Annotated in this window: 29 protein-coding genes; 6 read left to right on the top strand and 23 right to left on the bottom strand. The window is 46.9% G+C overall.

Annotation, left to right across the window (positions count from 1 at the left end; genetic code table 11):
* The first annotated feature begins 2 nt into the window (after nucleotides 1-2).
* Entirely contained in the window at nucleotides 3-797 is a 795-nt protein-coding gene (locus tag ACFO4U_RS03965) for a helix-turn-helix transcriptional regulator (RefSeq protein WP_215243928.1), read from the top strand.
* Nucleotides 798-811: 14 nt separating this feature from the next.
* On the opposite strand, the gene ACFO4U_RS03960 is transcribed toward ACFO4U_RS03965, so the two are convergent.
* Nucleotides 812-1,570: a glucose 1-dehydrogenase gene (locus tag ACFO4U_RS03960; protein WP_215243929.1), complete on the bottom strand. Its 759-nt coding sequence runs from the start codon at nucleotides 1,568-1,570 to the stop codon at nucleotides 812-814.
* Nucleotides 1,571-1,755: 185 nt separating this feature from the next.
* Here ACFO4U_RS03960 and ACFO4U_RS03955 point away from each other — a divergent pair, with 185 nt between their 5' ends.
* Complete coding sequence (locus tag ACFO4U_RS03955) at nucleotides 1,756-2,592, top strand: alpha/beta fold hydrolase (protein WP_215243930.1); 837 nt, start codon at nucleotides 1,756-1,758, stop codon at nucleotides 2,590-2,592.
* A 36-nt stretch (nucleotides 2,593-2,628) separates the two neighbouring features.
* Here ACFO4U_RS03955 and ACFO4U_RS03950 read toward each other — a convergent pair whose 3' ends face one another.
* The 7 genes from ACFO4U_RS03950 to bglA form a co-directional block, all read right to left on the bottom strand.
* Nucleotides 2,629-3,582 carry an alpha/beta hydrolase gene (locus tag ACFO4U_RS03950; RefSeq protein ID WP_196430725.1) on the bottom strand — a complete coding sequence of 318 codons (954 nt, stop codon included), beginning with the start codon at nucleotides 3,580-3,582 and terminating at the stop codon, nucleotides 2,629-2,631.
* A complete protein-coding gene (locus ACFO4U_RS03945) occupies nucleotides 3,575-4,129 on the bottom strand; it encodes a helix-turn-helix domain-containing protein (protein ID WP_196430724.1) in 555 nt (184 codons plus the stop codon). The genes ACFO4U_RS03950 and ACFO4U_RS03945 overlap by 8 nt, the downstream gene beginning before the upstream one ends.
* 120 nt (nucleotides 4,130-4,249) lie before the next feature.
* Nucleotides 4,250-4,513, bottom strand: a complete 264-nt coding sequence (locus ACFO4U_RS03940) for an excalibur calcium-binding domain-containing protein (protein ID WP_196430723.1) — start codon at nucleotides 4,511-4,513, stop codon at nucleotides 4,250-4,252.
* Nucleotides 4,514-4,627: 114 nt separating this feature from the next.
* Complete coding sequence (locus tag ACFO4U_RS03935) at nucleotides 4,628-5,452, bottom strand: SDR family oxidoreductase (protein ID WP_215243931.1); 825 nt, start codon at nucleotides 5,450-5,452, stop codon at nucleotides 4,628-4,630.
* Between the two features lie 87 nt (nucleotides 5,453-5,539).
* On the bottom strand, nucleotides 5,540-5,863 hold the full coding sequence (locus tag ACFO4U_RS03930; protein ID WP_074037016.1) for an ArsR/SmtB family transcription factor: 324 nt from the start codon (nucleotides 5,861-5,863) through the stop codon (nucleotides 5,540-5,542).
* Nucleotides 5,864-5,932: 69 nt separating this feature from the next.
* On the bottom strand, nucleotides 5,933-6,742 hold the full coding sequence (locus ACFO4U_RS03925) for an MBL fold metallo-hydrolase (RefSeq protein WP_230872810.1): 810 nt from the start codon (nucleotides 6,740-6,742) through the stop codon (nucleotides 5,933-5,935).
* A 90-nt stretch (nucleotides 6,743-6,832) separates the two neighbouring features.
* Nucleotides 6,833-8,269, bottom strand: a complete 1,437-nt coding sequence (gene bglA, locus ACFO4U_RS03920) for a 6-phospho-beta-glucosidase BglA (protein ID WP_215243932.1) — start codon at nucleotides 8,267-8,269, stop codon at nucleotides 6,833-6,835.
* Nucleotides 8,270-8,405: 136 nt separating this feature from the next.
* Between bglA and ACFO4U_RS03915 the strand changes: the two genes are divergently transcribed.
* Nucleotides 8,406-9,116 carry a GntR family transcriptional regulator gene (locus tag ACFO4U_RS03915; RefSeq protein ID WP_215243933.1) on the top strand — a complete coding sequence of 237 codons (711 nt, stop codon included), beginning with the start codon at nucleotides 8,406-8,408 and terminating at the stop codon, nucleotides 9,114-9,116.
* A 10-nt stretch (nucleotides 9,117-9,126) separates the two neighbouring features.
* On the opposite strand, the gene ACFO4U_RS03910 is transcribed toward ACFO4U_RS03915, so the two are convergent.
* The 9 genes from ACFO4U_RS03910 to ACFO4U_RS03870 form a co-directional block, all read right to left on the bottom strand.
* Nucleotides 9,127-9,417, bottom strand: a complete 291-nt coding sequence (locus ACFO4U_RS03910) for an NUDIX hydrolase (protein WP_215243934.1) — start codon at nucleotides 9,415-9,417, stop codon at nucleotides 9,127-9,129.
* Nucleotides 9,414-9,926, bottom strand: a complete 513-nt coding sequence (locus ACFO4U_RS03905) for a hypothetical protein (RefSeq protein WP_215243935.1) — start codon at nucleotides 9,924-9,926, stop codon at nucleotides 9,414-9,416. The genes ACFO4U_RS03910 and ACFO4U_RS03905 overlap by 4 nt, the downstream gene beginning before the upstream one ends.
* Nucleotides 9,927-10,126: 200 nt before the next feature.
* Complete coding sequence (locus ACFO4U_RS03900; RefSeq protein WP_215243936.1) at nucleotides 10,127-10,759, bottom strand: hypothetical protein; 633 nt, start codon at nucleotides 10,757-10,759, stop codon at nucleotides 10,127-10,129.
* Between the two features lie 118 nt (nucleotides 10,760-10,877).
* On the bottom strand, nucleotides 10,878-11,939 hold the full coding sequence (locus ACFO4U_RS03895; RefSeq protein WP_214757019.1) for a DUF58 domain-containing protein: 1,062 nt from the start codon (nucleotides 11,937-11,939) through the stop codon (nucleotides 10,878-10,880).
* A 2-nt stretch (nucleotides 11,940-11,941) separates the two neighbouring features.
* The gene (locus ACFO4U_RS03890) at nucleotides 11,942-12,865 is read right to left on the bottom strand and encodes an AAA family ATPase (RefSeq protein ID WP_215243937.1); all 924 of its coding nucleotides are present in this window, start codon (nucleotides 12,863-12,865) and stop codon (nucleotides 11,942-11,944) included.
* The gene (locus ACFO4U_RS03885) at nucleotides 12,862-13,632 is read right to left on the bottom strand and encodes a hypothetical protein (RefSeq protein ID WP_215243938.1); all 771 of its coding nucleotides are present in this window, start codon (nucleotides 13,630-13,632) and stop codon (nucleotides 12,862-12,864) included. The genes ACFO4U_RS03890 and ACFO4U_RS03885 overlap by 4 nt, the downstream gene beginning before the upstream one ends.
* 159 nt (nucleotides 13,633-13,791) lie before the next feature.
* Nucleotides 13,792-14,283, bottom strand: a complete 492-nt coding sequence (locus ACFO4U_RS03880) for a DUF3916 domain-containing protein (protein WP_215243939.1) — start codon at nucleotides 14,281-14,283, stop codon at nucleotides 13,792-13,794.
* Nucleotides 14,280-14,747: a DinB family protein gene (locus ACFO4U_RS03875; protein WP_215243940.1), complete on the bottom strand. Its 468-nt coding sequence runs from the start codon at nucleotides 14,745-14,747 to the stop codon at nucleotides 14,280-14,282. Before ACFO4U_RS03875 ends, ACFO4U_RS03880 begins: the two co-directional genes overlap by 4 nt.
* Nucleotides 14,748-14,852: 105 nt before the next feature.
* Nucleotides 14,853-16,115 carry an NCS2 family permease gene (locus ACFO4U_RS03870; RefSeq protein WP_215243941.1) on the bottom strand — a complete coding sequence of 421 codons (1,263 nt, stop codon included), beginning with the start codon at nucleotides 16,113-16,115 and terminating at the stop codon, nucleotides 14,853-14,855.
* A gap of 282 nt (nucleotides 16,116-16,397) precedes the next feature.
* Here ACFO4U_RS03870 and ACFO4U_RS03865 point away from each other — a divergent pair, with 282 nt between their 5' ends.
* Entirely contained in the window at nucleotides 16,398-16,520 is a 123-nt protein-coding gene (locus tag ACFO4U_RS03865; RefSeq protein ID WP_255349577.1) for a hypothetical protein, read from the top strand.
* A gap of 243 nt (nucleotides 16,521-16,763) precedes the next feature.
* Here the strand turns inward: ACFO4U_RS03865 and ACFO4U_RS03860 are convergent, their stop codons facing one another.
* The 6 genes from ACFO4U_RS03860 to ACFO4U_RS03835 all read right to left on the bottom strand — a co-directional run bounded on the left by ACFO4U_RS03860 (nucleotide 16,764) and on the right by ACFO4U_RS03835 (nucleotide 22,212).
* Nucleotides 16,764-17,300 carry an Ltp family lipoprotein gene (locus tag ACFO4U_RS03860; RefSeq protein ID WP_215243942.1) on the bottom strand — a complete coding sequence of 179 codons (537 nt, stop codon included), beginning with the start codon at nucleotides 17,298-17,300 and terminating at the stop codon, nucleotides 16,764-16,766.
* Nucleotides 17,301-17,514: 214 nt separating this feature from the next.
* Nucleotides 17,515-18,993 carry a PH domain-containing protein gene (locus tag ACFO4U_RS03855; protein ID WP_215243943.1) on the bottom strand — a complete coding sequence of 493 codons (1,479 nt, stop codon included), beginning with the start codon at nucleotides 18,991-18,993 and terminating at the stop codon, nucleotides 17,515-17,517.
* Nucleotides 18,990-19,517 carry a PH domain-containing protein gene (locus ACFO4U_RS03850; protein ID WP_159562294.1) on the bottom strand — a complete coding sequence of 176 codons (528 nt, stop codon included), beginning with the start codon at nucleotides 19,515-19,517 and terminating at the stop codon, nucleotides 18,990-18,992. The genes ACFO4U_RS03855 and ACFO4U_RS03850 overlap by 4 nt, the downstream gene beginning before the upstream one ends.
* Nucleotides 19,518-19,582: 65 nt before the next feature.
* Nucleotides 19,583-20,257, bottom strand: coding sequence for a WGR domain-containing protein (locus ACFO4U_RS03845; RefSeq protein WP_215243944.1), 675 nt, complete (start codon nucleotides 20,255-20,257; stop codon nucleotides 19,583-19,585).
* Between the two features lie 143 nt (nucleotides 20,258-20,400).
* Nucleotides 20,401-20,868, bottom strand: coding sequence for a hypothetical protein (locus ACFO4U_RS03840; RefSeq protein ID WP_215243945.1), 468 nt, complete (start codon nucleotides 20,866-20,868; stop codon nucleotides 20,401-20,403).
* A 252-nt stretch (nucleotides 20,869-21,120) separates the two neighbouring features.
* Nucleotides 21,121-22,212: an FUSC family protein gene (locus tag ACFO4U_RS03835; RefSeq protein WP_074037031.1), complete on the bottom strand. Its 1,092-nt coding sequence runs from the start codon at nucleotides 22,210-22,212 to the stop codon at nucleotides 21,121-21,123.
* A 175-nt stretch (nucleotides 22,213-22,387) separates the two neighbouring features.
* On the opposite strand from ACFO4U_RS03835, the gene ACFO4U_RS03830 reads away from it, so the two are divergent.
* Together ACFO4U_RS03830 and ACFO4U_RS03825 are read left to right on the top strand one after the other, a co-directional pair.
* Nucleotides 22,388-23,008, top strand: coding sequence for an NAD(P)-dependent oxidoreductase (locus ACFO4U_RS03830; RefSeq protein WP_215243946.1), 621 nt, complete (start codon nucleotides 22,388-22,390; stop codon nucleotides 23,006-23,008).
* A gap of 16 nt (nucleotides 23,009-23,024) precedes the next feature.
* On the top strand, nucleotides 23,025-26,411 hold the full coding sequence (locus tag ACFO4U_RS03825; RefSeq protein WP_215243947.1) for a dynamin family protein: 3,387 nt from the start codon (nucleotides 23,025-23,027) through the stop codon (nucleotides 26,409-26,411).
* The last annotated feature ends 83 nt before the right edge of the window (nucleotides 26,412-26,494 follow it).

Raw genomic sequence — 26,494 nt, 5'->3', positions numbered from 1 at the left:
TTTTGAAGAGTATCGAGATGATTCGTCACGGATCATTGACATTAAAGGTGACTGATCACTTCACTGTTCTTTTTTGCAAGTCTGGGACGTCCGTGATTCGAGTGAACGGAGAAAGCATCACCCTTCATCCAAGAGAGGCCGTTCTCTTGGCAAGAGGACAAAGTGTCATGGTTGAGAAAATCGAGGAAGCATCACCGATGAGGTTGCTCGAGTTTGATCCGACTGCTTTGTTCCATCCCGAGTTGGCGAAGCGATATGTGACGCCATTTCTAAATACTGAAAAGTCCATACATATGATAAAACCGGAACGAGGTCATCAATCTATTATTCAGACGATTGAACGGGCCGTTCAACATTTATCTGCGGACGGTCCACTCGCATTGATGGATGCGACACTTCAATGTACAGTCATCTGGCGCTACTGGATTCAGCAAGAGACTGAAACGATGAAGAATGAGAACAAACGGGAAAGTCTTCGTCATATGCTTGCTTATGTCGACGCTCACATAGAGGACAGACCGACATTAGCCCAAATCGCTCATGCGGGCAGTGTGAGTCGAAGTGAGTGCTCTCGTTTGTTTGTATTCTTTGGAGACACATCTCCTATTGCGTATGTAAAGATGAAGCGAATGGAGCGGGCCGCCACTTTATTAGAAGATTTGACGGAAGGTATCGCAGACATCGCCAATCGCCTGAGCTACTCAAGTGTCAGTCACTTCGTACAGGCATTCAAAGCACATCATGCAATCACCCCGCTCGCCTATCGAAAACAATACCAAAAGAAAAGAGCCGAATAACCGGCTCTTTTCTTTTATCTTGCGGTCCACCCACCATCGGCTTTCAAAACATCTCCATTCACGAAGCTCGAATCATCCGATGCTAAAAAGAGGGCGACGTTCGCTATTTGCTCTGGTTCTCCCATCGGGGCTTCCCCCGCCCCTTGAATGGCGCGCATCCCAAGTTCGCTCGGTGCTGTGATGGTTGACCCAATATTCGTATTGACGCCACCCGGTGCGATGGCGTTTGCTCGAATCTTACCGAGCGTGCCATGTGTCGCCGCGATGTTCTTCGTCAATCCGATTAACGCATGTTTTGAGGCCACATACGCTGCACCACCTCGTGTACCGAATAATCCTCCGACCGATGCATTGTTGATGATGACGCCACCCCGGTTCTGCTTCTCCATCACTTGGATGGCGGCACGTGAAAGTTTCATCGGTCCGGTCAAATTGACGCCAAGGACACGGTCCCATAATTCATCCGTCACTTCTCCCACCGTCATGAAGTTGTCCATGATTCCCGCGTTATTGACGAGAATGTCGACCGAGCCGAACGTGTCTTTCGCCGCATCGACGAGTTTGTCAATATCCGTTTGATTCGTCACGTTACCAGCAATGCCAAGAACTTCCCCACCCGCTGCTTTGATTTCATCAACTACCTCCTGCACAGCATCTTCATTCAAGTCGAAGGCGACGACTCGTGCGCCTTCTTCCGCAAACAGTTTGGCGATGGCTCGCCCCATGCCTGAACCTGCGCCAGTGACAATTGCCGTTTTTCCTGAAAGCTTCATTCCTCATTCCTCCTTTGAAAGGTCAGAACGTATATGATGTGTGATGACAGTAATCTGCCTGTCACTATGTTATACCCACATTTGGTTGCGAGCCTCCTGAGAAACATGGCGATTTTTCTTCAATTGACTCCCAGCAATCTTTATACTTGAATGGAAAGCACTCCATTATATAAAGGAGAGATGACGTGAGACAATTCCATGCAACCGTCCATGGTCGAGGTGAACCTGTACTTTTCCTTCCCGGTGGAGGATTCACTGGGTCACAAGGCCAATTATTTGCCGAAGCATTACATAACGATTTCGAAGTTCACCTGTTAGATCTACCTGGATTTGGTGAAAGTGAGGGACTACATACATTCGCCACGTCCAAAGTACTCGCGGACTGGGTCGAGACGTATCGAATCTCACGACACCTTGAATCGGTTCGACTAATCGGTCATTCGATGGGAGGTGCCATCGCCCTGGCTTATGCAGTCCATTATCCAGACCAAGTCAGGCATTTGATACTTCTCGACCAAGGACATAAACCGAACGCTATGCTACTATATCGGGAATATGGCATCTTCGGATTCGCCTTACCGCTTTTACGTCTACTGTATCACCATTCACCACGACGCCTCTTGAACTGGATTGAAACGAAAGTCAATAAGAGTGACCCCACGTTTTCTGAAGAGCGGTTCCAACTGTTCTGTCGACGAATCGGGGTCGAGCCGACGTTATCGATTCGTTCTGCTGTCGAGCAATCGGCCCGTCTTTCGACCGGTGGCTTACACTTGTTGTTTGGTTATGATGGATTGGATTTTAAGGACTTGTTACGACGCGTCCAAGTCCCGACGCACCTGTATTATGCGGATTTCACGGGAATTGATTTGAAGGAGGCGAAGCGAACGCTCCATCATGTCAAACGAGCGGAACGACTGCTTCATCCTTCTGTACAATTGATTGCCGTACCAGGTGGACACTTCGTTCAATGGAGCCGTCATTTCTCGATGGAAAACGTTGAGCGGTTCTTACATACATAAAACAAGACAGCGGAGAGGTTTCCGCTGTCTTGTTCGTCAAGATGCCCAGTCGTGGCGCTTTAGCCATTCGTGAAGTTGATGCTGTAGCTCAGGGTGGAGCGGTTCACTGAGTTGTGAACGATATTGTTTTTTCACGTCCAAAATACTCATCTCACCATCGAAATGTTTCAACATATGGTCCATGTCCTTAATCTTTTGTACCTCGATATGCTCCGCGTGAAGTGCAGCGAGCTCATCTAGATGCTCGACGTCCGTTTGAACGTCCCGGTCTCCTGTCAGTGCGAGCGTCGGAATGTTCAATTGAACCAATCGTTCTCGAAGTGACACGTCTGTGTGTGCAAGATGCTCCCGTAACCATTTGGCAGGGAACTTCATCAGCTGGATCCGCATCGTATCCTGATCCGTTGCTGTGACGCGCTCGAACAGTTTTTGTTGTTTCCCGACGACCGACTTCTCATTCAAGCTAAAGCGAAGCAGTTTACCCTTGATCCCTTTCGTACGTCCCACTTCTTCGAGCAAAGCATATGCCTGTTCCTGCATGCTCGTCTTCAAGGCGACACCGGCACCAGACAACAGGATGAGACCAGAAACGGATTCACGTTCTGCTGCGAGTGTCGCGACGATACATCCTTCGCTATGGCCGAGCAATAAAACGTCTTGTGAGACATGGTCATGAGATTTCAGATAACGGACGACCGCCGACACGTCATCAACGAGTCCTGTCAGACCGACGCTATGTCGATTGCCACCACTCTTGCCAATCCCCCGTTTGTCATAGCGTAATGTGATGAATCCTTGTATCGTCAGCCATTCTGCTAAGTCTTTATACAAGTTTGACTTGAAGCCGGTACCGTTTCCGTCACGGTCCAATCCTCCCGTCCCTCCGATGAGGACGATGGCTGGAAAGGACGACCGTTCCTGATCGGGTGTCGTTATGGTGGCAGCAATGGTTGTTTCCCCTTGAATCAACACATTTTCTTGTTTATACATCATCCATCTCCTCCTTTTCTTCTACCGGCATGAACGCGTAGGAGAATTTCCGCAACGTACGTTCTTCAGATGGTTCATGCTCGAGCACTCCCTCTAAGAGATCGTAGAGACCTCTTAGGAATCGATCACTCTCGTCATCAGACAGATAAAGTGGGATACTCCGAAAGCCGACCTTGTCTCCTTGAAGGTCGATTTTGTCCCGCTTTAAATAGTCTCCGAAATCCATGAGCAGTGACATCGCGAACGTGTAACATATTTTATATAGTTGTTCACGATCTTCCTCTTCGACGACTTGATTGACAGCGGTCAATGGATTGTTTTGAATCGCGTACACTTTTTCATACACCCCACGTACTTTGTTCTCACTTGCGACAGATAAAATCTCGTCTTGTACCATCTTGTTGATATGGCGATAGAGGCTCGCTTGGGGCACATCGGGAAGCAACTTTGCCAACTCTCCGGTCGTCACTTGCTCGTTCATGAGAACGTGCTGAAAAATTTTCATGCGAATCGGGTTTAACAGACTTTTTAAAACGTCTTGATTCATCATCTTCACCTCATTATTATCATATTTGATAATATTATTACTTATGATAATATCATGTGTCCGAATATGTGTCTACGTCCATATAAAAAGCCGCCCTCATTGGCGGCTATATACATGTTCTTATCTCTCACAGGCGATTCCATCTTTGTCGCGATCACGTGCTTTGTTTGCGTCATATAGTGCTTTACTTACATATGGCGTGTAATGTGTCTTACCACCTTTATTTTTCGTCGTCTTTGACTTGGCTACACCACCTTTATACGTTTTGTTTAACTCTGTACAGTTTTTAAATGTCTTGACCGCTGCATCTACTGATTTTGTCGGTGTTGAAGACAATCCGATGACTAGAATGAATGTTGAAAGTGCTAGCATGACTTTTTTCATGAAATCCCTCCTCTTAGATGGTATATCGGGTAATTTTGTGTGAGTTGAATCATTCTCAAAACGACATAAAAAATCCTTCTCATTTTCTATAGAAAACAAAAAGGATATGATTCATTATTTCTTTTCAACGACACCTCGAACAATCGCGAAGAATACCCGGTTCGGAAGATAACGCTTGAGGGCAATCAAAAGGCCCGCTTGTTTACCTGCTGGATAACGGAGTCGTTTCTTCCGTTCGGTCGCGGCTCGCCAAATCGTCTCAGCGACAACGTCTGGACCTTCGGCGTTCGCACCAGCGGCATTCGTGTTATGGAGCGCAACCTCTGTGTAGTCATCATATACATCGAGCGGTTGGTCACGGACGAGTTCTTGGGAACGACCGTAAAAGTCTGTCTTAATCGGTCCCGGCTCAATCAATTTCATGTCGATATTGAAAGGTGCCAACTCGAACTGGAGCGATTCGATGAATCCTTCAATCGCCCATTTTGAACTGTGATACAAGCTGTAAATTGGGAATGTGATCTGTCCACCGACGGAGGAGACGGTCACGATCCGTCCGCTTCGCTGTTTACGGAAGTATGGCAGTGCTGTCCGGATCACATTCATGACCCCGAATACGTTCGTATCAAATTGCCGTTGAATCTGTTCAGGAGAGGCTTCCTCGAAAATCCCTACCGCTCCATACCCAGCATTGTTCAACAACACATCCATCGTTCCGTGATCCGAGACGATTTGTTTAAATGCCTCTCGGATACTCGTCTTGTTCGTCACATCTAGTTGATAGAGAGACACCCCTTTTAGGTGAGACAGTTCTTGATGATCTTCAGGTCTTCGCATCGTAGCGGCGACATGCCAGCCTCGCTTGCTGAACAGTTCGACCGTCGCTCGGCCAATTCCGCTCGATGCTCCTGTGATGACAATCGTTTGTTTTTGGTTCATATTCATTCCCCTTTAATGTTTATATGTTTAAACTTTTAAACTCATCGGTGAAAAAGAAGCCTTTCTCCCTGTTTCCAAAAAGAAAGGTCAAAGGATGCATTCGTCTTCAATCGCTCGTGTCAGTGCCTTCAGCAGTCCGACCGCGTTCTCGAGCGTCAGGAAGTAAAAGTTCTCTGTCCCGACTTTCTCTGATGAGACGATGCCCGCTTGTCGAAGTAGTTTGAGATGATGCGAGATGGCCGGTCGAGACAACTCAATCTTCTCATCAATCTGATTGACGTTTAAGCGTTCATGTTTGGCGATCTCGACGATGATGCGTTGACGATTGACGTCGGCTAATACTTGGAACAATGGAATCGCATCTTCAAATAAAGATAACGAGACTTCGGGTGTGGCATCTGGTTGTTTCATATTCATCACTCCGTTTAAAAGTTTAAACGTTTAATTCTGTACTAAGAATACTAGGTGATCCGCCTTCTGTCAACGAAGTTGTTCGTACACTTCACGTAGAATGCTTGCAATCATGTGTCTCGAGTCATAATCCCGCTTGGAGATTTTGACGAGCGGCGATGGTTCGGGGAAGAGCTGGGCATTGATGTCGTCAATGTTGTAGCCCGCTGCAGTTTTTGTTATCACGTTATCAGTCAAACGTTCTAGATAATCGAGCTTTTTGGTCAGTTGCTCCCTTCCCTGTTCGAGATGCCCGGCGTGTTGGCAATAAACTTCCTCGAAATTAAGACTCAGAACACGTTTGAGAGAACGAATCTGTTCAGGTACCGACTCCTCCGGAATCATCACCTTCGGATAAGGATGGACGAACAAATCACCCGAGAACAGCCGACCGTTCTCCTCGTCGTATAAGACGACGTGATTCGGTTCATGACCAGGTGTATGGATTACCTGATAAGTATGATGTTCTGATGTGATCTGATTGTCATAATAGGCAATCGGCTGAAACGGTTCGGGGTCTCCTGAAAAGCGTGCCCGATAATCTGGGATGTCTAGCCCCGTCCGGCACATGTCCCTGGCGGATTCTCGTATGTAAATTGGGACACCGTATGTCCGTTCAAGCCAGGCTGCCGTTCCGATATGGTCTTCATGGGGGTGCGTGATGCTGACAAGATCGATTGGAACCGACTCATAAAACGGTTGAAGTTCGGGTAGCATCGTGCGTGTTCCCGTATCGATGAGCATCCCGTCGATATAATACACATACATCGACATCTCGAATGGACCGTTCTTTACGTTGGCACAAACAGCCGTCACCGGTCCATAGTTCTTTATTTGCATCATGCGTCCCTCCAATTTTTCACTTTTCTTCATTATATCGAAAAAGAGCAAAGACCTGCAGTCATTTCACAGTTCTTTGCTCACCCTTATTTAGAGATTCTCTCCATTCGTCGCAATGACCTGTTTGTACCAGTCGAACGAGTCTTTCTTCATCCGCTCCATCGATCCGTTCCCTTCATTGTCACGGTCGACGTAAATCATCCCGTATCGCTTCTTCATTTCTCCCGTCGTGAACGAGACGATGTCGATGATGCCCCAAGGTGTGTAACCAATCAAGTCGACCCCGTCATAAATGACGGCTTGCTTCAATTGTTCGATATGGGCCTTCAAGTAATCGATTCGGGCTTTGTCATGAATCTTTCCGTCGACAATCTCATCGACGGCACCGAATCCATTCTCGACGATGAAGAGCGGAATTTGGTACCGGTCATAGAGTCGGTTGAGCACATAACGGAGTCCGACCGGGTCAATCGCCCATCCCCAGTCACTCGACTGGATATACGGGTTCTCGACCCCATTCGGCAGACCACCGTTGACGATATCGCCACTGTTGTCCGCGACGACGTCACTCTTCACGGTCGTCGACATATAGTAACTGAAACCGAGATAATCGACCTTTCCGTTCTGTAGGATTTCTTCGTCCCCTTCAAGGATTGGGATGTTATACCCTTCCCGCTCGAACTCGTTCAAGGCGTAGCTCGGATAGAAGCCTCGTACTTGTACGTCCGGGAAGAAATAGCGTTGCCGCATCATCTCTTCGGCGAGCATGACGTCATCTGGGTTTGATGAATACGGATAAATCGGTACGTGAGAGACCATCGCTCCAATCTCGAAGTCAGGATTGATGGCTTTCCCTTTGGCAACGGCGAGAGCGCTCGCAATCAGTTCATGGTGCCCAGTCAGATACATGACTTCGCGGGCGTTCTCCCCTTCTTCTAAGAGGACTCCCGAATTCGTCCATAAGAAGAGTGGATTGTTGACGTCCATCTTGTTGTTGATTTCGTTGAACGTCATCCAGTATTTGACCTTGTCTTTGTAACGGTCAAAGCAGACCTCAGCGAAGCGGACGAAATGCTCGACGACTTCACGATTTCGGAATCCCCCGTATTCACGGGCAAGATGGAGCGGCATCTCAAAATGCGACAGTGTGATGATCGGTTCGATGTCGTGTTTGAGTAGCTCATCGAACAAGTCATCATAAAATTGGAGACCCGCCTCGTTCGGTTCTGCATCATCACCATTCGGGAAGATGCGGCTCCATCCGATAGAAGTACGTAAACATTTCAATCCCATCTCAGCAAAGAGGGCCACATCTTCTTTATAACGATGGTAAAAGTCAATCGCCTCATGGTTCGGATAGAATTCATTCGGTTCGACCTTGTCTGTGATCCGGCGAGCGACGCCGTGTGCACCTGCCGTCAAGACATCGACGACACTCGGTCCCTTGCCATCAGCGTCCCAACCACCCTCGAATTGATGAGCGGCAAGCGCGCCTCCCCATAGAAAATCGTTCGGTAATGTCTTCATTGTAAGTCCTCCTTCACATGAATCGTACACGTCAAGTATAATTGTACCGGTACAATTATACAAGGTCGGTACATTGAATTACTTTTGTTTTTTTCATGATATAATAGAACCAGTGACGAAAAAGTGAGGAATGACCATGCTAAAATATCAACAAATCGCGAATGAAATCGAACAATACATCCACGAACAAAACTTAAAACAAGGCGATAAGCTCCCTGTCCTTGAGCAGATGATGAATCAATATGCAGTGAGCAAGAGCACTATCACGAAAGCTTTAGAGCTGCTCGAACGAAAAGGGGTCATCTTTCAACTGCGGGGAAGCGGCATTTTCGTCAGACGACATAATCGACCTGGCTATATGAGCCTCTTCTCGACCCAAGGGTTCAAGAGCAATCTCGGAGACCGTGTCTTGACATCTGATGTGATTGATGTGTCTGTCGTGAAGCCAGACTCGACGGTTGCAGAGAATCTCGGGATTGACGTGTCGGACGATGTATATCGGGTCGAACGGGTAAGGTATGTGGACGGGGAAGTGCTCTGTCATGAGGAATCCTATTATGTGAAAGCCATCGTCCCTTATTTGAATCGCGAGATTGTGGCGGACTCGATTTTCGATTACGTGCAATCGGCGCTCGGCGTCACGATTGGGTTTTCTGACATGTATCTACAGGTCGATCGATTGACGGAAGTGGAAGCAGGCCACCTTGGATTGCAAGAGAATGATCCGACACTTCGCATCGAGACGATCTTCCATCTCACGAATGGGAAACCATTTGACTATTCCCGCATCACCTATCATTACACACATTCACAGTTCGTCATTCAGGCGAACGGGCCCTATATGTAAAGACAACCCCTCATGCGCGCATGAGGGGTTGTTTGTCGCAAGACGAATATCGCTTCACGACCGGGAGATTGACTTGTTCGAAGCAATCGTCAATGAACCAACGTTGATGTTGATGTAATAGTGGTAGGTCTCCTCTTAAGAAAAATCGATGTTCGTGACTTTCGTCTGTCAATTGAGCGATCTCTCCTGAGAATGAATTGGTGGAAAAGATGACTTGAACACTATAGACGCGATCACCGTTTTCATAAGTGGCATAGCCCTTATCACCAGAATAGATTCCGACTCTGTGTTTAGAGTTCAAAAAATCTTGATCTCCCCATTCACATGATTAATAAAAGAGTACGTGTCGTCAGCATCATGTGCGAGTATGAAATTTCCTAGTATATTTGGATGAAATTCAGTAGTGAACGTCTCAAGCGTCTGCTCGTATGTCGGATATGAAAGGGACTGCCACACGCTCTTCGCCTTCGGAATCTGAAGCTGAGGCAATAATTCGTCTTCAATCAATCCCTTCCAGTCTGGGTTATGCAATATAAAGCGAAACACGTTTTCAAATGGAGCAAACGTCCCACCTAAACCAAACTCCAATTTGATGGGAAACGCACCTCTAACCACATGTTCAAAAAATGTCTCCATCTGGACAATACCAGTTGTCGCGACACGTTTCACTTGGTTTCCTTGAAGCGTCAATCCGTCTTCGTAATAGCTCAGAATCCAATCCCTCTCTCCTCTTAAGACGATGACCTCATTTGAAGAAAGCGACAATTCTGACTCTAACATTTCACGATTCTTGATGGTTTTGGTCGTCACATGCTCTTCTTCCTGACTTTTAAAAGAGAAGCGACGTTTTCTCGAATCTTTTACAGTCCGCTTACGCTCTATAAGTAATGGAAACTGTTCATTCTCCAAATGGCGAAAGATCAAGTAGGTTGCTTCTCTGTCCCTCAATGCATGACTCGGTATGACCACTAATTCTAGTGGATTATGATGATTGGATAAGTCTTTTGACATCATGTTGCTTTTCGTCTCTTGAGGAACCAATATCCGAATGGCAATATCGTTAACACAGTAAAGCCAATCAATCGGTTGGTATTCGATGTTGGCTTATTTGACTCTATCTCATCCGAATGGATTGATGATGAGTCGCCTGCTCCACCTATCATTCCTTCTTCGGCATCCCCTTCAATACTTTCATTCTCTTCAACCAATAATTCTTGAAACGCCTCAGTTGAAATTTCATCTCCGCTAATCATCTGTTTTGTATTAGATGTCAACGCCGTCAACATGTCCCCTTCGTAATCAAACCACGTCGACGCTTCTGAGTATTTCACGAGATTGCCTTTTACGTCCGTCAACGCTTTCGGGGTTTCTTTGTCTGAACCGAACGTTGAGAACGCATATGTACCCGCTGATTGTTCATATGTTCCGATCACGTTGACCGGTTCATCATCTTGAAAAACGGTCGCCACAAATTCTTTTGTTGGGACGAACGTACATGTTTCTCCCGTTTTGTAACAAGAGGAAGACGGTACGTATGTCTCGAGTAGTGGTCCGAACGTGATGTTCTCACTGTCTGTCATATGATAATTAGCCGGATCATCTCCCTGAATATGATCCATCACAATGTCAAAAAAAATATGCATCTGCAAAACGTTCCGCCGAGGATTCAGTCATCTCGGCTGATACGGTTGTCGTGCTTGCAAGTAGTCCGACACAACATATGAGTAAGCCCGTCATTCGTCGCATGTGTTTCTCCCTTCATCACCCTGAAGATTTCAGCAGCATCGCGTGATTGATGTGAATCAATTCGGCGTGAGGCTGTTTGTGACGACTGACATATGACGTGAATCGCGATGATGCAACAAACGCGTTCGATTCATGAATCATCGCCAGTCGGACGAGAATGAGCCGTAATTGTTTTCTTCCTTCTCCCAGTGTAACACGGTCGACTTGGTTGTTTTTGTCGAGTCGGTTGATTAACAGTTCCACTTTACAATCTTCTTTGATCAAGTAAGAGACCCAATACGCCGTCTGTTGAATCAAGTCTTCATATTGCGCATGGAGCCCGTTCCCGAGCGGACCGCTCAAATCAAGGGAAATCGTGAATGTGTCGAGATTTTGTCGTTCGAACACTTTTGCCTGTACATGACCGACTTTTGAAGTGGCGACCCAGTCAATCTGTTTAGCCGGTTCTTTCTCATATCGTTTTGCACTCTGAATCATCAACGGATCGTTCAACGGGGAGTGCTTGACGATACGGTCACCCATCCGAATCATGCGAGATTCGGTGATTGGTGACTTCGTGATGGTAGGTAACACAATCCATGAGGGCATATCCATCTCCTCATCCGTGAAAAAAAGAGTACCTAAATAAAACGGTAAGGTGACACGCATCACACACATATGAATCGAAGCAGGTCCACGCTTCACAGCCGAGACGCTCACATGATGTATGTCCTGTTCGATCCTGGTGTCGTATGCCTGTGACCCGTCCTCGAATACCATCCGTTCATTACCCTCTAGCCGAATCAATAGCGGAACACCAAGGGCAATGATTCGCTCATACCCATCAATACGGACGATACATGATGTCTCATCGTCGATGAACAAGAGATCTTCTTTCTGCCGGATGGAAAATGAGACTTCGTTTGAAAGTGTTCGAATGATTCGTTTCCGGATGAACATGACGATTAATAATGCTCCGCATACATAAGCGATGGGCCATACATAAGGTATCCACATGGTGAGGAGACCGAGACTGACATAAGCCGGCCAAAGTTGGTCTTGTAAGATGGATGGTGTACTGATTTCGACCTGTCGCATCGTTACACCTTTTCGACGGGGACAGTTACGGACTCGAGTACGTCCACCAACACTTGTCGCTTCGTCGATTTGATATCCCCTTCAAGGGTGAGGGTCAATCGGTGCGAGAGGACATGTGGCGCAATGGCTTGAACATCTTCAGGCGTGACAAACTGACGATCGTTCAAGTACGCATAAGCTTGTGAGGCCTTGACGAGCGCGAGCGTCGCTCGTGGACTCGCCCCGACTTCGACTAACGGATGTTGCCTCGTCTCTTGGATAAGTGCGAGCAAATACGTGACGACATCTTCATGAATCCGGATATTCTCGACTTCTTCTTGTGCTTCTAAAAAAGCTTCATTCGTCATCAAGGCATGCACTGTCTGTCTCGTCTTTGAAATCGTCTGCAGAATCAAGTTCCGCTCTTCGTCTGCCCCGGGATACCCAACTTGAAGAGACATGAGGAAGCGGTCGAGTTGGGCGTCCGGTAGCGTGAACGTTCCCGCCGACTCGATCGGGTTTTGCGTCGCGATGACGAAGAATGGTTTCGGTAGTTGATAGGTGACGCCACCGATAGAAACTTGGCGTTCTTCCATCGCTTCAAGCAAGGCAGATTGCGTTCTCGGAACGGCGCGGTTCACTTCATCGATGAGTAAAATATTCGTGAAGATCGGTCCGGTGCGGTTCTCGAACGTCTGGGTCTGCATATTGAAGAAGTCTGAACCGATGATGTCAGAAGGCAACAGGTCGGCTGTGAATTGAATTCGGGCGAAGTCTGCCTCAAAGCTTTTGGCGATGCTTTTCGCAAGTAACGTCTTCCCCGTCCCAGGCACATCCTCTAGCAAGATATGGCCGTTCGCCAAAAGGGCTGTGCAACATAATTTTGTGATTTCCGGTTTACCGAGGTAAATGCGGTCTAATTGGTCCAATACGTGTCGGATGGTCATGAGTTCGACTCCTTTTGTGTGCGTAGTAGGTATTCATCAAGTTGTTGGGTGAACGCTCGCTCACGTTCTGGTGAGATGTCGCCTTCGTCATAGCGTGTCTCTAAATAGGTAAGTAGGGATGCATCGAGCTCGATTCGTTTCGCCCAAGTCGACAACGTCTCTGTTGGGCGACGACGTTTATGTGGAGGTAACGCTGCTTCGAATTGAATCAACTGCTTTCGAATAGCCGATGCTGGTAATGGATGAACCGTTCGGTTTATCTGCATCGACGCGTTGTCAGAAGTCACTAGCGAGTGATCCTCGATATCTAACTCTCCCTCCTCGCTTTGTTTTTTCGAGGGGCGTCGTTTTTTCCAGAGCCACCATCCGAGCAAGATAATCATTCCGGTAATAATGAACGGGAGGTAGGAGACGCTGCTCGTCTCTTCTCCTGACGGGTTTCCGTAAGAAGGGGATTGGTCCTCAATTCGCTCTTTCGGTGTACCCCCTGACTCGTCTTCTGAGTCAATCATTGCTCCGTCTGGACCGTTCCCTTCTGGTTCTTCATATGGCGCATCCCCACACCAAAAATCAACATCCGTTACTTCGAAAATCCCTAAAAACTTTCGTTTGTCATGACAGTCGGTGACCCAACTCGTAATCTCGCTCCCTGAGATATCTAATGATTGGTAGTAACGGTATCCCAGTTGACCGGAATAGGAGATGAGGGCGACAAGTAGTAAGGAGAATAGAATCCCTGACACAAAAATCGTTTTGGCTTGTTTCATCGGTGTTTCCGCTTATGTATATTTAGTTTGATCGTTTTCATCTGATATGACGGCTCCTCTCATAGTCTAAATCCTTTTTTTGGAAATTGGATTAAATGGATTATACCATGAACCTTAACGGAATATTCAGTTATTTTTAGACAAAAGAAAAATGCCCGTTCATTGAACGAGCATCCACACTTCTCTACCTTCACCCTCTTCATCGAATATCCACTCTTCAAATCCGTACACGCGAATATCTCGGTCACTACGGATGACCCATTTGTTCAAAAACGTTTTTTCATGAAGGATCGGGATCCATTTTTGGTGGGATGAATCACGCCGCATAAACGTTTGTAACCCCTCTTCATCTTCAAATATGAGAAGTTCAGAGTTCCAGAGTGTAGGAAAATCTAGCAGCACGACAACTCGCATTCGTTCATCCACACGCCGCTTTGCTAGTCGTTTCGCTTCATTGAGCAGAGTATGGATGAGTGACTGTTTGATTTGGGCATTGTGTTGAATATCCATTAAAAAAGTTTGTCCGACCGGAATCTTGGCATACCAATACCCATTATGAAACTCCGTTGGAAAATCCTCATGATTTTCTTGTATATTGCGCTGAAGACGACTTAACTTTCGTTTCAGACCACGCACTTTCCGATGTCTCATTTCAGGATGGACTCGACTTGCTTCATATGGTGTCGGTCATGCTCGATGAACTCTCCGATGATTACATGTAACGAGTATGGGACACCTTGATGCGGATCATGCGAGACACCATTCGCTGTCGTTTTATAAGTCAGCGCCTCCTCACTTAAGGACTCGAGCATGGTGACGAGTGCTCGTCGACTTTGTAGTGATTCCTTCAATACGACGTCACCCGATAACTGCTCTGCCCTTTTCGTCGCCCGCGCGTTGAACGAGTCAAAGTCAGGGAAGATCATCCCTTCCCCGTTCTTCACCGATGGAATGATGACATTCAACAGATGGTTGTCCCAATGGGCGATATGTAAGACGATTTGCTTTATGGACCACTTCTCCGAGTCGATCTGTTCATTCCAATTAGATTCATTCAGTTTCTTTAACGACTCGAGCCATTCTGTGTACGATGCGAATTCTTTAATGACTTGCATCCAATCCCCTCCCCGTTCTCTTCAAATTACTGCGATTATAGCACGAACGAGTCTTTTTAAATCAAAAAACGGCACCGTTCTTCATGAACGATGCCGTGCGTGTCTCTATAACCAGACTGGTAATGAGAAGAAAACTAAGAACAATACGGTCAAGACACCGACGACCGGACTGAGTGACCGGTAGCCCTTCTTGAACAAGACGATCATCGTGTACGCGATGAACCCGAGCCCGATGCCATCGACGATGGAATACGTGAACGGAATCATGATGATGACGAGAATCGCCGGGAAGGCATGCTCCCAGTTATCAAGCGGCAGATGCTTCACGTTCTGGAACATCATCATCCCGATGATAATCAACACCGGAGCGATCGCCGTCACCGGGATGATTGCAAAGAGTGGTAGCAATAAGAGCGATACCACATACAATCCAGACGTGACGAACGAAGCGATCCCGCCTCTTGCCCCGACCGATATCCCGGCAGCCACTTCGACCGTCGAGACCGTCGGGCTTGACCCGAACATGGCCCCGGCCATCGTCGAGAGACCTTGCGCGACGAGACCTTTCGGCGCCTCTTCTTCTTTGCCGATTGCCCGTGTCTGATTCTGAATCAAGCTGATGTTTTCAATCAACAAGACGAGCGTCAGTACACCGACCGCGACCAAGAAGATCGGAGACGCAGATTCCGCGAACGAGATGTTTCCGAATACCGTGCCGAACGATTCGAAGAACGGTGTTAACGAGAAACTTCCCGTCCACTGCAATGTTCCCATTACGGCGCTGAGACCAACACCGAAACCGATCGTCCAGAGGAAGCTGCTAGGTCCCATCTTCAAGAATAGCAAGATGGCGACGAAGAGTGACAGGAATGCGACTTGGACGTCACGCTCCCCGAGATCACCGATGTGGAGCAATGCCCCACCCCCGCCTGAGACGATTCCAGCCGCCTCGAGCCCGATCAAGATGAGGAAGAGGCCGAGACCGACCGTCAATCCGTCATGAATGATCGGCGGGAACGCGTTCGCCAATTTCCTCGCCACTTTGGTGACCGTCAATAGTACGACGAGTACACCTGAGACGAACGAGACGGCGAGCGCACTTTGCCAGCTCAACCCCATCTGCAGGACGAGCGTGTAAGTGAAGAGCGCATTAATCCCCATTCCCGGTAACAAGAGAAGCGGCAAATTGAAGAATCCCGCAATCAATGTCCCGATGATGCTTGTCAAAATCGCTCCGACGAGCGCCCCCTCGAACGGGAGTCCGGCTTGTGTCAAGATTGCCGCATGCACGGCCGGGATGTATGCTGTCGCCAGAAAGTTCAGCACGCCCCCGTATGTTTCTGTTTTCCATTCTGTTTGTTTTGCCATAGGAATCAATCCTTTATTGGCACCCTCACCCACCCGTGTATACACACGAGATTGATTATATCCTGTCAGACATCTAACAAGCAAGAGCGATTCGACTCAATTCCTTCTTTGGACCCATTCATGAGACTGATTCCATCAAAAGATTCATTTTGTAAAATAAGAACGTTTGTTCTTATTTTCACCGCCTTTTTGCGAACAAATCTGTTATAATGAAGGGGCAGGTTAACGCAGCAATAGTGGGGTCAGCCGCCAAGTCCACAATGGAGGAAGGCGGTGGTGCGGATGGAACAACTTTGGACCTGGGTTGGGGATTATGTCATGATCCCAATCCTCGCTCCGATCATCGTTCACTTGGTGATTCACCGAACATCCGATCGTGCAACGTCTGAACGCACAAAAAAATGACCCCCTCGGCGCAATGAGATGGGTCACTTTCTGATTCACTAACCATTGTGGCGGCTGGGACCACTCTTAAAGTGGTAGCCTGTAAGCCAGAGGTCGGTGTGTCCAGCACCGGTCTCTTTCTACTTGCATCATACCATACTTTATCCGCGTTTTCAGTAAGAGAAACATCATTTGATATGAAAATCACAAGAAACTGAATCGAGAAAGAGGGATTCTTGTTCAAGAATCCCTCTTTTTCCATAATTATAATCCTACTTTATCGACACCATATGTTGCTTCCTCTGTCGTAAACCCTTCGAACTCCAATTGCTCGATTAGACCACTTCTTGAGAATCCGCTTAAATCTAAATAGCTTTGAGCTTTATCAGCAGCTTGCTCTTTCCAATCTACTTTAATATTTTCTACCGCAAACGAAGCTTCTTCAGTGGAAAATCCTTCAAACTCTAGTTGATCGATTAATCCACTTTTTGAAAAAGCAGAGAATTGTAGATAACTTTCAGCTTTACGAATCGCATTTTCTTGTGCTACTGAAAGTGCAGGTTCCGCAGGTTCTTCTACTTCTGCAGGTTCTGTCACCTCTTCAGTTTGTTCTTCTGTTGTAGTCGCTTCAACAGTTGAAGCTTCATCGACCGTATTTTCTTCTTCGGTCGTTTCAACAGAAGACGGTTCTGAAGTCGGTATTTCCTCCTCACCGCCAGAAACTCCAATCAATACAATTACTGCTAATACCCAAACCCACCATTTCTTATAAAAAGGTTTTTTAACTTTTTCCTTAGACATATAATTTCATCTCCTAAAAATATAATCTCTTTTTTACTTTACTGTAATAAACGTAACATAAGAAGATAATTTTGGGAATATATTTTTTAAGAATAATGTAATTTATTTATATTTATATCGGACTAAATCCAAAATTTAAACGGTTAAGTATAAAATATACCATATAAGTTTAGGGATGAAGTGAAACAAAAAAACACCCGACCAAATGGTCGGGTTAATGAGAGTAACGTGAGAACCAGACGAGCATCGCGTCTGCATCTTCTTTCGGAATATCATCGATGGTCTCAACAGATAAGAATCCTCCACGTGTCGAGAATTGCACCGTACATAGTCCAAAACGACGTTGCAAGAGCGATTGCTTCACTTGAATCTGTTCGATCCGTGGTTTGTCTGTCAAAAATGATTGGACGTTGAATGCTCCAGTCCGTAACTGGATGAATTGATCCGTGCGGACATATTTTGTGGTGATGTAACTGAGGACGCGTCCCCCGATGATGATGGCCCACAAGAGCATGAGCCACCAGGCGTAATCTCGGAAGAAGTAAAGGACGATCCCTGATATGATAATCCCGAACCAGCTGATTCGGAGTAGCTTGATTCCTAAGGCACGTCTCGGTAATCGATGAAGTTCGTCCGACCATGTGAAGTGAGTGAAATGTTCACGGAGCACCCGCATCGCTCGGTCACGACGAACGAACGGGAGAATCGTCGAGGATTCATCTTTCAATTCATCCATCGTTCCTGCTGCGACGAGTTCGACCCCGACGATGTGGAACCAGCGACGAATGAACGTCTCTTTGATGCGAATCGCTTGAATCTTCTCATATGGAATTTCTTTCGCGCTTCGATTCAACAATCCCTTCTCGACGCGAATGCGTTCCCCTCTCCGCTCAAGTCGGAAGTTCCCATACTTCAAGAAGTTGATGACCATGCCAATCACGATCGATAGCATCAACACTCCGATAACAAGAAGACCGATGGCGATGATGGACGCATGGACGACATAATCTTCGACCTGGTTGAATGCCCCATCCAAGTTAATGAAATCATCGATTGACGAGATAACCGTCGAGGCGACCGGGAAGATAGCGAAGACAGAGAGCGACGTGATGGATGCCAATACGATTTCACGCGTGGACAAGGCATATAACAGACGGCTTGGTACCGGTGCTGCCTGTGCAGCTGTCTCATCCGACTCTTCTGAGTCATCTACCGCTACTCCGCTTTGTTTCCGATGACGGACTTGCTCAAGGATTTCTTCAAGTCGTTTGGCTTCGGTCGGAAAGACACCTGCCAGTTTGAAAGAGGCATCGTCACTGTTGGCATTCGTATCAAACGTCAATTCGACCACACCAAGCAATCGATAAAGGAACGGGCTGTTCGAATGGACACTTTGAATCTTATAGAGCGGAAGCGACTTCTCTTTTTTCAACCAGTTCCCTTCAATGACATAGACGGTTTTTTCGTCCAGAGCATAACGAAAGTTTAACCACCCAAAGAATTTCTGCACAATGTCGAGCAATAGGAAAAGTAAGATCCCGACTCGGATGATGATACCGAATGTCGAGTCCCAGTCGTTGTTGAGCACGAAGAGTAAGACGATTGGAATGGCGAACGACTTGATGACTTCGAGAATACGCAGCACCAAAACGCGACTTGGAAGTCGATGCCATGTTAACGCGGTCTCGGTCATACGACATCCTCCTCTTCGATACGTGCATAGATGGCGATTTGTTCGCGGAGTGTCTTGGCGAATGACTCTTCGATTGCATAGATGTCATGAGATCCAGCAGCTGTCCCGATGGTGATGGTCTGTAACCCATATTTACGAAGAAGCGGACCTTGTGCAGCATGGACATACTGCACTTTTGTCATTGGGATGAGCACATCGTGTGTCGTGATGATCCCATGATGAATCCGAATCTCGAGCGGCTGGACATCATATGTGAAACGTTCTTGTTTCCACTTTTGGAACCAGATGATATCAACCAAGCTATAGACCACATCGATTACGAGTAGTACGATAAAGCCAATTTGTAGCCAAGTCGGCCAGTTAAACCAGTATGCGGCAGCAACAAGCGCTCCCGTGACGAGAAGTCCAATGATATAAAAAATCGCACTTGATAGCCGGAAGACAGCACGTGCCTCGATTGGAAGTGTGCCGCTGATTCGTTGTGGTGTGACACCTTCTTCTGGTGTCGGTGTTGTTTCTGACATGGTGAATCCCCCTATCGTTCATATGTATCTGTCTTTATTGTATACGCAGTTCTTCTCAAAAAGTTTCAGGATTCGGTCGGGAATGTATACAATCGCTCATATACCTCTTCGAAAATTGCCTGATCCTCTTTTTCGAAAGCCTGTTTCAATCGTTGAATGGCCTCTAATCCTTCCGCTTTCAAGTCATCCGTCAACTTTCCTGTTAGTTTAATGGAAGTGAAGGCACCAGCGACGATGACTTGGTCGCATGTATAGGCATACTCATACGTGGCCCAGTCTTCTGGTGCATATACATCTCGATTGATCCAACTTTCGATTAGGGCGTAGGCATAAGATAAATAGCAAAGGTCGCTGTCTTTTCGTATCAACTCTTCATACATATCCAACGCATCGGCTCCAGCATCATTTCCGAACGGTGCATATTCTTCCGTACAATCCACATAAAAGTCATCATTGAAAAATGCCTGATACTCCGGATGTGAGGTCAGAAAACTCGGTCCTACTTCCGGGTCATTCACATAAATATGGTTATCCCAATCGAAAAGAGATTCAACATATCCTTTTTTCAACTTTTTACGAATGAGTTTCTCCACCTCGTTCATACATTCCAACTCGGATTCAAAAGACTTTACTTGTACCTTTCCGATGGTCCCAATTTTTCCGTAGTTTACAGCAAACTCATCACCTTCAACAATGATGTTCCAATACTTCGTAACCTGCTTAAACGACCTTTTGATCATTCAGATTCCATCCCGTCTCAAAATTTTATGGAGTAAGATCATTGTACCTCGGATCGGATGAATCAGAAAAAACGAACCTTCTCAGCGGTTCGTTTCCCTTATCATTTCGTAACTTCTCGCGAGTATGATCATAGATGATAACTTTACTTCGGCTCGTAGCGGAATCGTCCGATTTTTTCGTTCGCTCTCGCATAGATTGTTTCTAGTGAAAATCGACTCGGTCGAGAAAGTTCTTTGGCGTAAACGGCTTCAATGGTTTTGTCGACATAGCTATTTTCTTCTTGAAGATATTCCATAAGTAACATTTTATAGTCTTCAGAAGTCGCGTCTTTATGTTTCAAACCATCCAGTTCATCAAGATAAACATCATTTTCTGCTTTAAATCCTTCTAGCTCTTTGACTGCCCCGGTCACATCAACATTATCCATCGGTAAACTTGATAACATTAGCATTTTTATCTGATGATTCTGAGCATCCGCGAGAATGGTTCCTGCATCAAAAGAGATAACCGGTCGAGGATCAACTTCTTCTGTGGAGGATATCGAATCGCAACCAATCAACGATATCATTATTATTGTCATCAGGATGAATGTTACTAAGATCCTTTTCATATTCATCCCTCCTGCAAAAATCAAATCATAAAGTCAACATTCACAATGATTTATCTAGACTAACATAATTTACGTTTATTACCAAATGTATCGTTAGAAATTTATTGCTTTATAATCGGGACTCATCCTTAGTAATCGACTGATGATCACTTAAACATCGCTACAAAAAAACCATGAAGGCACACACGATTCTGTGTACTCATTCATGGCCCAATGACATGTTGGTCTTAATTTTCTTGACGGTTTCGTTCTTTAATCCTCGAAGAACCACTTCTTACGTGGTTCCACTTTTAAGTTGTCCCCATGTTTCTTCATTTCAGTGACAAGATAGCGTTCGAGTTCATTCATTGCCTTGACCCAGTCAGTCATCGTCGCCACGAGTGGCACGACAATGAGAATGAGTTCTTCCTCTTCTTCTCGCATGCGCTCAATCATCAGTTTCGCAAAGTCAAAGTTCTCATGGATGAGATCCTCTTCCCGGTCGATGAGATGCTCGTTCTCAAGCTCGTAGGCTGAAAATAATCGTTCATGTCGACGCAACAAGTGACGAATGTGGCGATACAGCTCTTCGCTCAATTGGGGAGGTAGTTGTTCAATCGTATGAAAATCATGATCGAGTTTCTCGATGACGTGGAGCGCGGCACGGTTCGTCTCAATCATTTTAGACTTCAGGACAGCTCGACGGAAGATCGGTGTCTTCTTCTCAAGCCATCGATTCGCTTTAATTTCTTCTTCAAAATAGGCGTAAGTTTGTTTTGAGTCGCTATGCAACTTCTTCGTCTCAGGTAATGATTCGAATGAGGAGCGCCCACCCTCTGTTTCCGCAAATAACCGCGCGATTCGAACAACCATTTGAAATGTGTCGGTGATTTGTGCTTCGAGTTTCCGTTCATATCGCGGGGGGAACAGGAGCGCATTCACAATCAACGCGACCGTAATTCCCATCATGATGAGTAGATAACGCTCGCCTGCAAACACCCACACCGGCATATCCGACTGGCTCGCCCCTTCCATGATGAGAATCGTCGTCAAGATGACGGTCCGTGTCGTCGATTCTAAATTTAAAAAGAGAAGGATGGAGATGGCAATGATGATGACGAATCCGATCGCAATCGGTGTCGGATTCGGAGTGAGTAGCAAGGAACCGACCGCAAGCAATGCTCCAATCAAGTTCCCTTTCATCTCTTCAATCAAGCGAAGCCCAGTCTGATAAACTGACGGCAGGAGCGCGAGTGACGCAGCGAGTGCCGGAACGACGATTTGTTGGAATTGAAATGCCTCAGCAATCAGTAGGACGATTGCGACCGATAGCCCAGTCTTAATAGTTCTAGCCCCAAATTTCATGTAATGGTGCCTTCCTCTCTTACACCTGTCATATGTATTTTTTGCCTTCTTCCTCAATTCTAAAACGTACCATATTCTTTTCAAGGGGAAATGAACCATTTCAGGCAGTTTTGTGAACGCTTCCGTGTTATGATGGCGTTGGATATTTCTTTCATCTTGATGGGGAGGGGTTTACTTGTCAACAATTGCTTTATTTGGCGGAAGTGGCCGTACAGGGGAACGGATACTTGAACGTTTATTGAATCAAGGACATGACGTCAAACTTTTAACAAGACATTCGATGGATTCTAAGGATGGTATCAACCAAATCATCGGAGACGCGACGGACCAAGCAGCAGTACTAGAAACGGTTCGATCTGCAGACGTCGTTATCTCGGCGTTAGGGACGGACAAACAAAACGTATTGTCTACATTCACACCACTCGTGATCGAAGCGATGAAACAATTTAACGTAACACGCATCATCACGGTCGGGACCGCCGGCATCTTACAGGCGCATGATAGCGACAACTATCGCTTTGAAACGAAAGAATCGAAGCGTACGATGACAACCGCAGCCGAAGATCATGCCCGCGCTTATGAGTTATTACGGGATTCAGGTTTAGCCTTCACGATCATCTGTCCGACTCAACTGATCGATGAGCAATCTACCGGTGAAATCATTGTGTCAAAAGAGGTATTGGGGACGAAACATTCAAGTCCAATTTCGAGAGATGACGTTGCCGATTTGGTGATGGCTTGTTTAACGGACGATGACTATGTCGGACACCGTGTCGGCATCACGACGGAATCATAATTAGGGGATGGGAAACATGCACGAACAACAAGAACAATTGGCACGACTCGCTTTAACGTTTGAACAAGAGGAGATGACGGACGCTGCACGACTCGCCCGTACCGCCCTACAAAAAGTAACAAATGAAGAAGTATGGATTGCCGTCTGTGGTCACTTCTCAGCCGGAAAGTCGACATTGCTCAATGACTGGCTAGAGGAAGGGTTCCTTCCGACAAGTCCGATTCCGACGAGTGCCAACATCGTCACATTACGGGGTGGCGAATCAGCGGCAGCCGTCGCAATCAATGATACGGATTGGATTTCATTAGATCCTTCTTCCCTATCAAACATCAGTGACTATTGCAAAGTGGAAGAAATCAAGGAAGTCGAGTATACCATCGATCGATTCCCGTTTGACGAACACGTCGTCTTGATGGATACGCCAGGGATCGATTCGACGGATGAACGTCATCGCCAAGCGACAGAACGTTCGCTCTTCTTGGCCGATCATCTGTTCTTCATGATGGACTACAACCATGTGCAATCGGAACAAAACATCGGGCTGATGAAACAATTTAGCCGGGAAGGACGTCCCTACTCCATCATCATCAACCAAATCGACAAGCATGATGAGTGTGAACTCTCTTTCGTGGAGTTCAAAGCGTCATTGACGAAAGCGTTCCGACATCATGACATCGTCCCAAATGACACATTCTACATTTCACTTCGTGATGGGCAACATCCGCATAACGAAGTCGAGCGCTTGCGGTCATATGTACGTCAAGTCATCGACGAGGCAAAACAGCAACAAGTCGAGCATGCGGATGCATTGATTCATACGCTAGTCCGCCGCAACGAAACATCGATTCAATCGATGTTGGACCAATTGCCAACCTATGAAAAGAGCCCGAAGGAAATGCAATCTCGTCTACATCGTCTTGAAAAGAAACGGGCATGGTGGACCTCATTCCGTCGTGAGTTCTTTAAACACCAAACACCGATCGTTCAAAGTGCGCCGATCATGACTTATGAGTTCCGTGAGTTGTTGCGGTCCTATCTCGAGAGTTGTGCCCCGTCCTTCAAGGTCGGTCTCTTATTCTCAAAAGAGAAGACGAAGCAAGAACGAGCTCGTCGTGAGGAAGTGGCAGTCAAAGAGTTCAATCGTCTGATTGATATGAACTTACGTCCACATCTCGTGAAGTACGCGGAAGACATCATCCGAGATTTGAAACTTCCAGAGACTCTCCTGCCGAAAGGCGATGTCCTCCCGATTGCACCAAGCTCACTCATCACCGAACAAGTGAAATCCGGTGCATCCCTAAGTGGTGATACGGTGTTGCAGTTCAGTCGTGACATCGAGACGGCCCTCGCGACATGGGTGACGAAAGTATCTGAACCTTGGGTCCACTCGACGGATACGTACATGAAAGCGGAAGTCGATTTGCGCTTGGAACAATTTACGACTGAAGAGGAAGCGTTGTATGAAGCGCTCGATACGGAAGCGTTACGGATTCGTCTTTCGAACCGTCTGAATGCTATCGGTCAATATGAAGCGTTGCAACTTGATTCAAATCAGTTAGATCAGTTGGCCGTTCGAAACTATGTCGACGCGACGTACCTTCCTGAAAAACAGTCGAATGTTGTTGAATCAGAGGTTGCATCGACGTCGATTTTAGATGATGATCAGGACTTGTTTGATTTTAATTTTTCTTATGAAAATGCGGTATGTGAAATATTAGAGAATCATCCATTGTTCCGCTCCCGTGTCTCGACATTACGTAAGAAAATCGAGCGCGCGAAGCATGAGCAATATACGTTCGCCATCTTCGGAGCATTTTCGGCTGGAAAGTCCTCGACTCTCAATGCGCTATTCGGTGAGACGGTATTACCGACGTCCCCTAACCCGTTGACGGCATCCATCACAAAGATCGTCCCGCCGAACGGACGGACGAATCGAACGGCATCGATCACCTTCAAATCACACGATGAACTCGAAGAAGAGTTACAAGGTTATGGGACTTCCCTCACCTCGCTCGATGTCGACCACCCGTTCGTCAATGCGGTAAAAGCGGCACCGCTCGATTATCTCGGACAAACGGAAATCGTCGACTATGACACGTTCTGCGCGTTCGTCGCACAAGAAGAAAAAAGCTGTATCGTGAAAGAAATCGAACTATATCTCGACTCTCCTTGGGCACGGCGTGGCATCGTCTTCGTCGATACGCCAGGTGCCGATTCGCAGTTCAATCGTCATAGCGAGGTACAGTTCGGCTACATGCGTGACGCGGACGCCGTCTTGTTCGTCACGTATTATAATCATGCGTTCACGGAAGCGGACCGGGAGCTCGTCATTCAGCTCGGACGGGTCCAAGGGACGGGAGACCACGAGATGTTCTTCCTCGTGAACGCCTCTGATCTTGCGACAGATGACGAGGAGCGGGATGCAGTCACAAGCTATGTCTCACAACAGTTGACCGCGCTCGGTGTCCGCAGACCAAGCGTTCTCCCCATTTCAAGCCGAAACGCCATGCATGGGGATGACGAAGGATTCGATCGATTCGTCTCGACACTTGAACGCTATGTCGACAAAGACCTTCGTCTCGCCAACGCAATGCGTATACAGGAAGAAACGACAGCGCTACTCGCTGCATTTGATCGTGTTTTGAATGAAGCGAAAGAAGACGCGTCGGCGAAAGAACATCGTCGCCAGCAGTTAATCGCTTTACTCGAGAACCCACCGGCACTCGATGTGTCAGCACTCATCGATTTGTTTGACCGGGAAGCGAAAGAACTCCTCGCCCACCTCGAGACGCGTTCGCTCCTCCGCCTCTCGGACTTCGTCAAGGAAACGTTCCATCCGGTCGAGGTCGATGGATCAAGGAAGAGCTTGGAGCGTGCCCTCGGACGGACACTCGATAAGTATGCCTATGACATCCAGCAAGAGCTCCAAGTGTTCCAATATCGGTTGGAGCGATACGTTAAACGCGAGTTCGTCGCCTTGGTCGAACGGTTGACAGAACGTCAAGCGTCTCTCCTTCCGACGCTTGAATTCGACCGAGAACTCGACGTGGCATGGCTACGAGAGGCTGTCGAACCGATTCATCTCGAGACATCACCTTATCAGTCGGTATTGAAGCGCTATAAGAATGCGAGTCAATTTTTCGAGGGAGACGGACGGACGCAACTGAAGGATGAGTTGACCTTACTTCTTCGGGATATGATTCGGTCGCGTCTTGAAACGATTCATACGAAGCAAATCGAACGGGCCAACACGGAAATCAGTAAAGCTGAAGTCGAGATTGAACGAGAGTGGTCGACTCAATTGAAAGAACTTGCCGATGCAGAGCTCAGCATGTTGACGGACAACCATTCCTTTGATGAGATGCATGAACGTCTCGAATCGCTCAGAAAGGAAACGGTATGAACACATTACTGCTCATCGGACTCATTCCCGCTGTCGTTATGACGATTGTTCTGGGGCTGTTTCTGAGATATCTCTATTTGAAC

It is taken from the genome of Exiguobacterium profundum, assembly GCF_042652865.1.
Classification (GTDB): Bacteria; Bacillota; Bacilli; order Exiguobacteriales; family Exiguobacteriaceae; genus Exiguobacterium; species Exiguobacterium profundum.
The sequence above is the reverse complement of the archived record's forward strand: the minus strand, read 5'-3'. Positions and strand labels throughout refer to the sequence as shown.

Bases quoted from the DNA above. Each gene is read 5' to 3' on its own strand.
- ACFO4U_RS03860 (WP_215243942.1), bottom strand. From the start codon at position 17,300: ATGTCTAAGGAAAAAGTTAAAAAACCTTTTTATAAGAAATGGTGGGTT.
- ACFO4U_RS03855 (WP_215243943.1), bottom strand. From the start codon at position 18,993: ATGACCGAGACCGCGTTAACATGGCATCGACTTCCAAGTCGCGTTTTG.
- ACFO4U_RS03945 (WP_196430724.1), bottom strand. From the start codon at position 4,129: ATGAATCAAGACGTTTTAAAAAGTCTGTTAAACCCGATTCGCATGAAA.
- ACFO4U_RS03850 (WP_159562294.1), bottom strand. From the start codon at position 19,517: ATGTCAGAAACAACACCGACACCAGAAGAAGGTGTCACACCACAACGA.
- ACFO4U_RS03825 (WP_215243947.1), top strand. From the start codon at position 23,025: ATGCACGAACAACAAGAACAATTGGCACGACTCGCTTTAACGTTTGAA.
- ACFO4U_RS03950 (WP_196430725.1), bottom strand. From the start codon at position 3,582: ATGTATAAACAAGAAAATGTGTTGATTCAAGGGGAAACAACCATTGCT.
- ACFO4U_RS03900 (WP_215243936.1), bottom strand. From the start codon at position 10,759: ATGCATATTTTTTTTGACATTGTGATGGATCATATTCAGGGAGATGAT.
- ACFO4U_RS03875 (WP_215243940.1), bottom strand. From the start codon at position 14,747: ATGCAAGTCATTAAAGAATTCGCATCGTACACAGAATGGCTCGAGTCG.
- ACFO4U_RS03845 (WP_215243944.1), bottom strand. From the start codon at position 20,257: ATGATCAAAAGGTCGTTTAAGCAGGTTACGAAGTATTGGAACATCATT.
- ACFO4U_RS03895 (WP_214757019.1), bottom strand. From the start codon at position 11,939: ATGCGACAGGTCGAAATCAGTACACCATCCATCTTACAAGACCAACTT.
- bglA (WP_215243932.1), bottom strand. From the start codon at position 8,269: ATGAAGACATTACCGAACGATTTTCTATGGGGAGGCGCGCTTGCCGCT.
- ACFO4U_RS03885 (WP_215243938.1), bottom strand. From the start codon at position 13,632: ATGAAACAAGCCAAAACGATTTTTGTGTCAGGGATTCTATTCTCCTTA.
- ACFO4U_RS03835 (WP_074037031.1), bottom strand. From the start codon at position 22,212: ATGAAATTTGGGGCTAGAACTATTAAGACTGGGCTATCGGTCGCAATC.
- ACFO4U_RS03915 (WP_215243933.1), top strand. From the start codon at position 8,406: ATGCTAAAATATCAACAAATCGCGAATGAAATCGAACAATACATCCAC.
- ACFO4U_RS03865 (WP_255349577.1), top strand. From the start codon at position 16,398: ATGGAACAACTTTGGACCTGGGTTGGGGATTATGTCATGATCCCAATC.
- ACFO4U_RS03925 (WP_230872810.1), bottom strand. From the start codon at position 6,742: ATGCAAATAAAGAACTATGGACCGGTGACGGCTGTTTGTGCCAACGTA.
- ACFO4U_RS03960 (WP_215243929.1), bottom strand. From the start codon at position 1,570: ATGAAGCTTTCAGGAAAAACGGCAATTGTCACTGGCGCAGGTTCAGGC.
- ACFO4U_RS03935 (WP_215243931.1), bottom strand. From the start codon at position 5,452: ATGAACCAAAAACAAACGATTGTCATCACAGGAGCATCGAGCGGAATT.
- ACFO4U_RS03940 (WP_196430723.1), bottom strand. From the start codon at position 4,513: ATGAAAAAAGTCATGCTAGCACTTTCAACATTCATTCTAGTCATCGGA.
- ACFO4U_RS03930 (WP_074037016.1), bottom strand. From the start codon at position 5,863: ATGAAACAACCAGATGCCACACCCGAAGTCTCGTTATCTTTATTTGAA.
- ACFO4U_RS03870 (WP_215243941.1), bottom strand. From the start codon at position 16,115: ATGGCAAAACAAACAGAATGGAAAACAGAAACATACGGGGGCGTGCTG.
- ACFO4U_RS03890 (WP_215243937.1), bottom strand. From the start codon at position 12,865: ATGACCATCCGACACGTATTGGACCAATTAGACCGCATTTACCTCGGT.
- ACFO4U_RS03880 (WP_215243939.1), bottom strand. From the start codon at position 14,283: ATGAGACATCGGAAAGTGCGTGGTCTGAAACGAAAGTTAAGTCGTCTT.
- ACFO4U_RS03840 (WP_215243945.1), bottom strand. From the start codon at position 20,868: ATGAAAAGGATCTTAGTAACATTCATCCTGATGACAATAATAATGATA.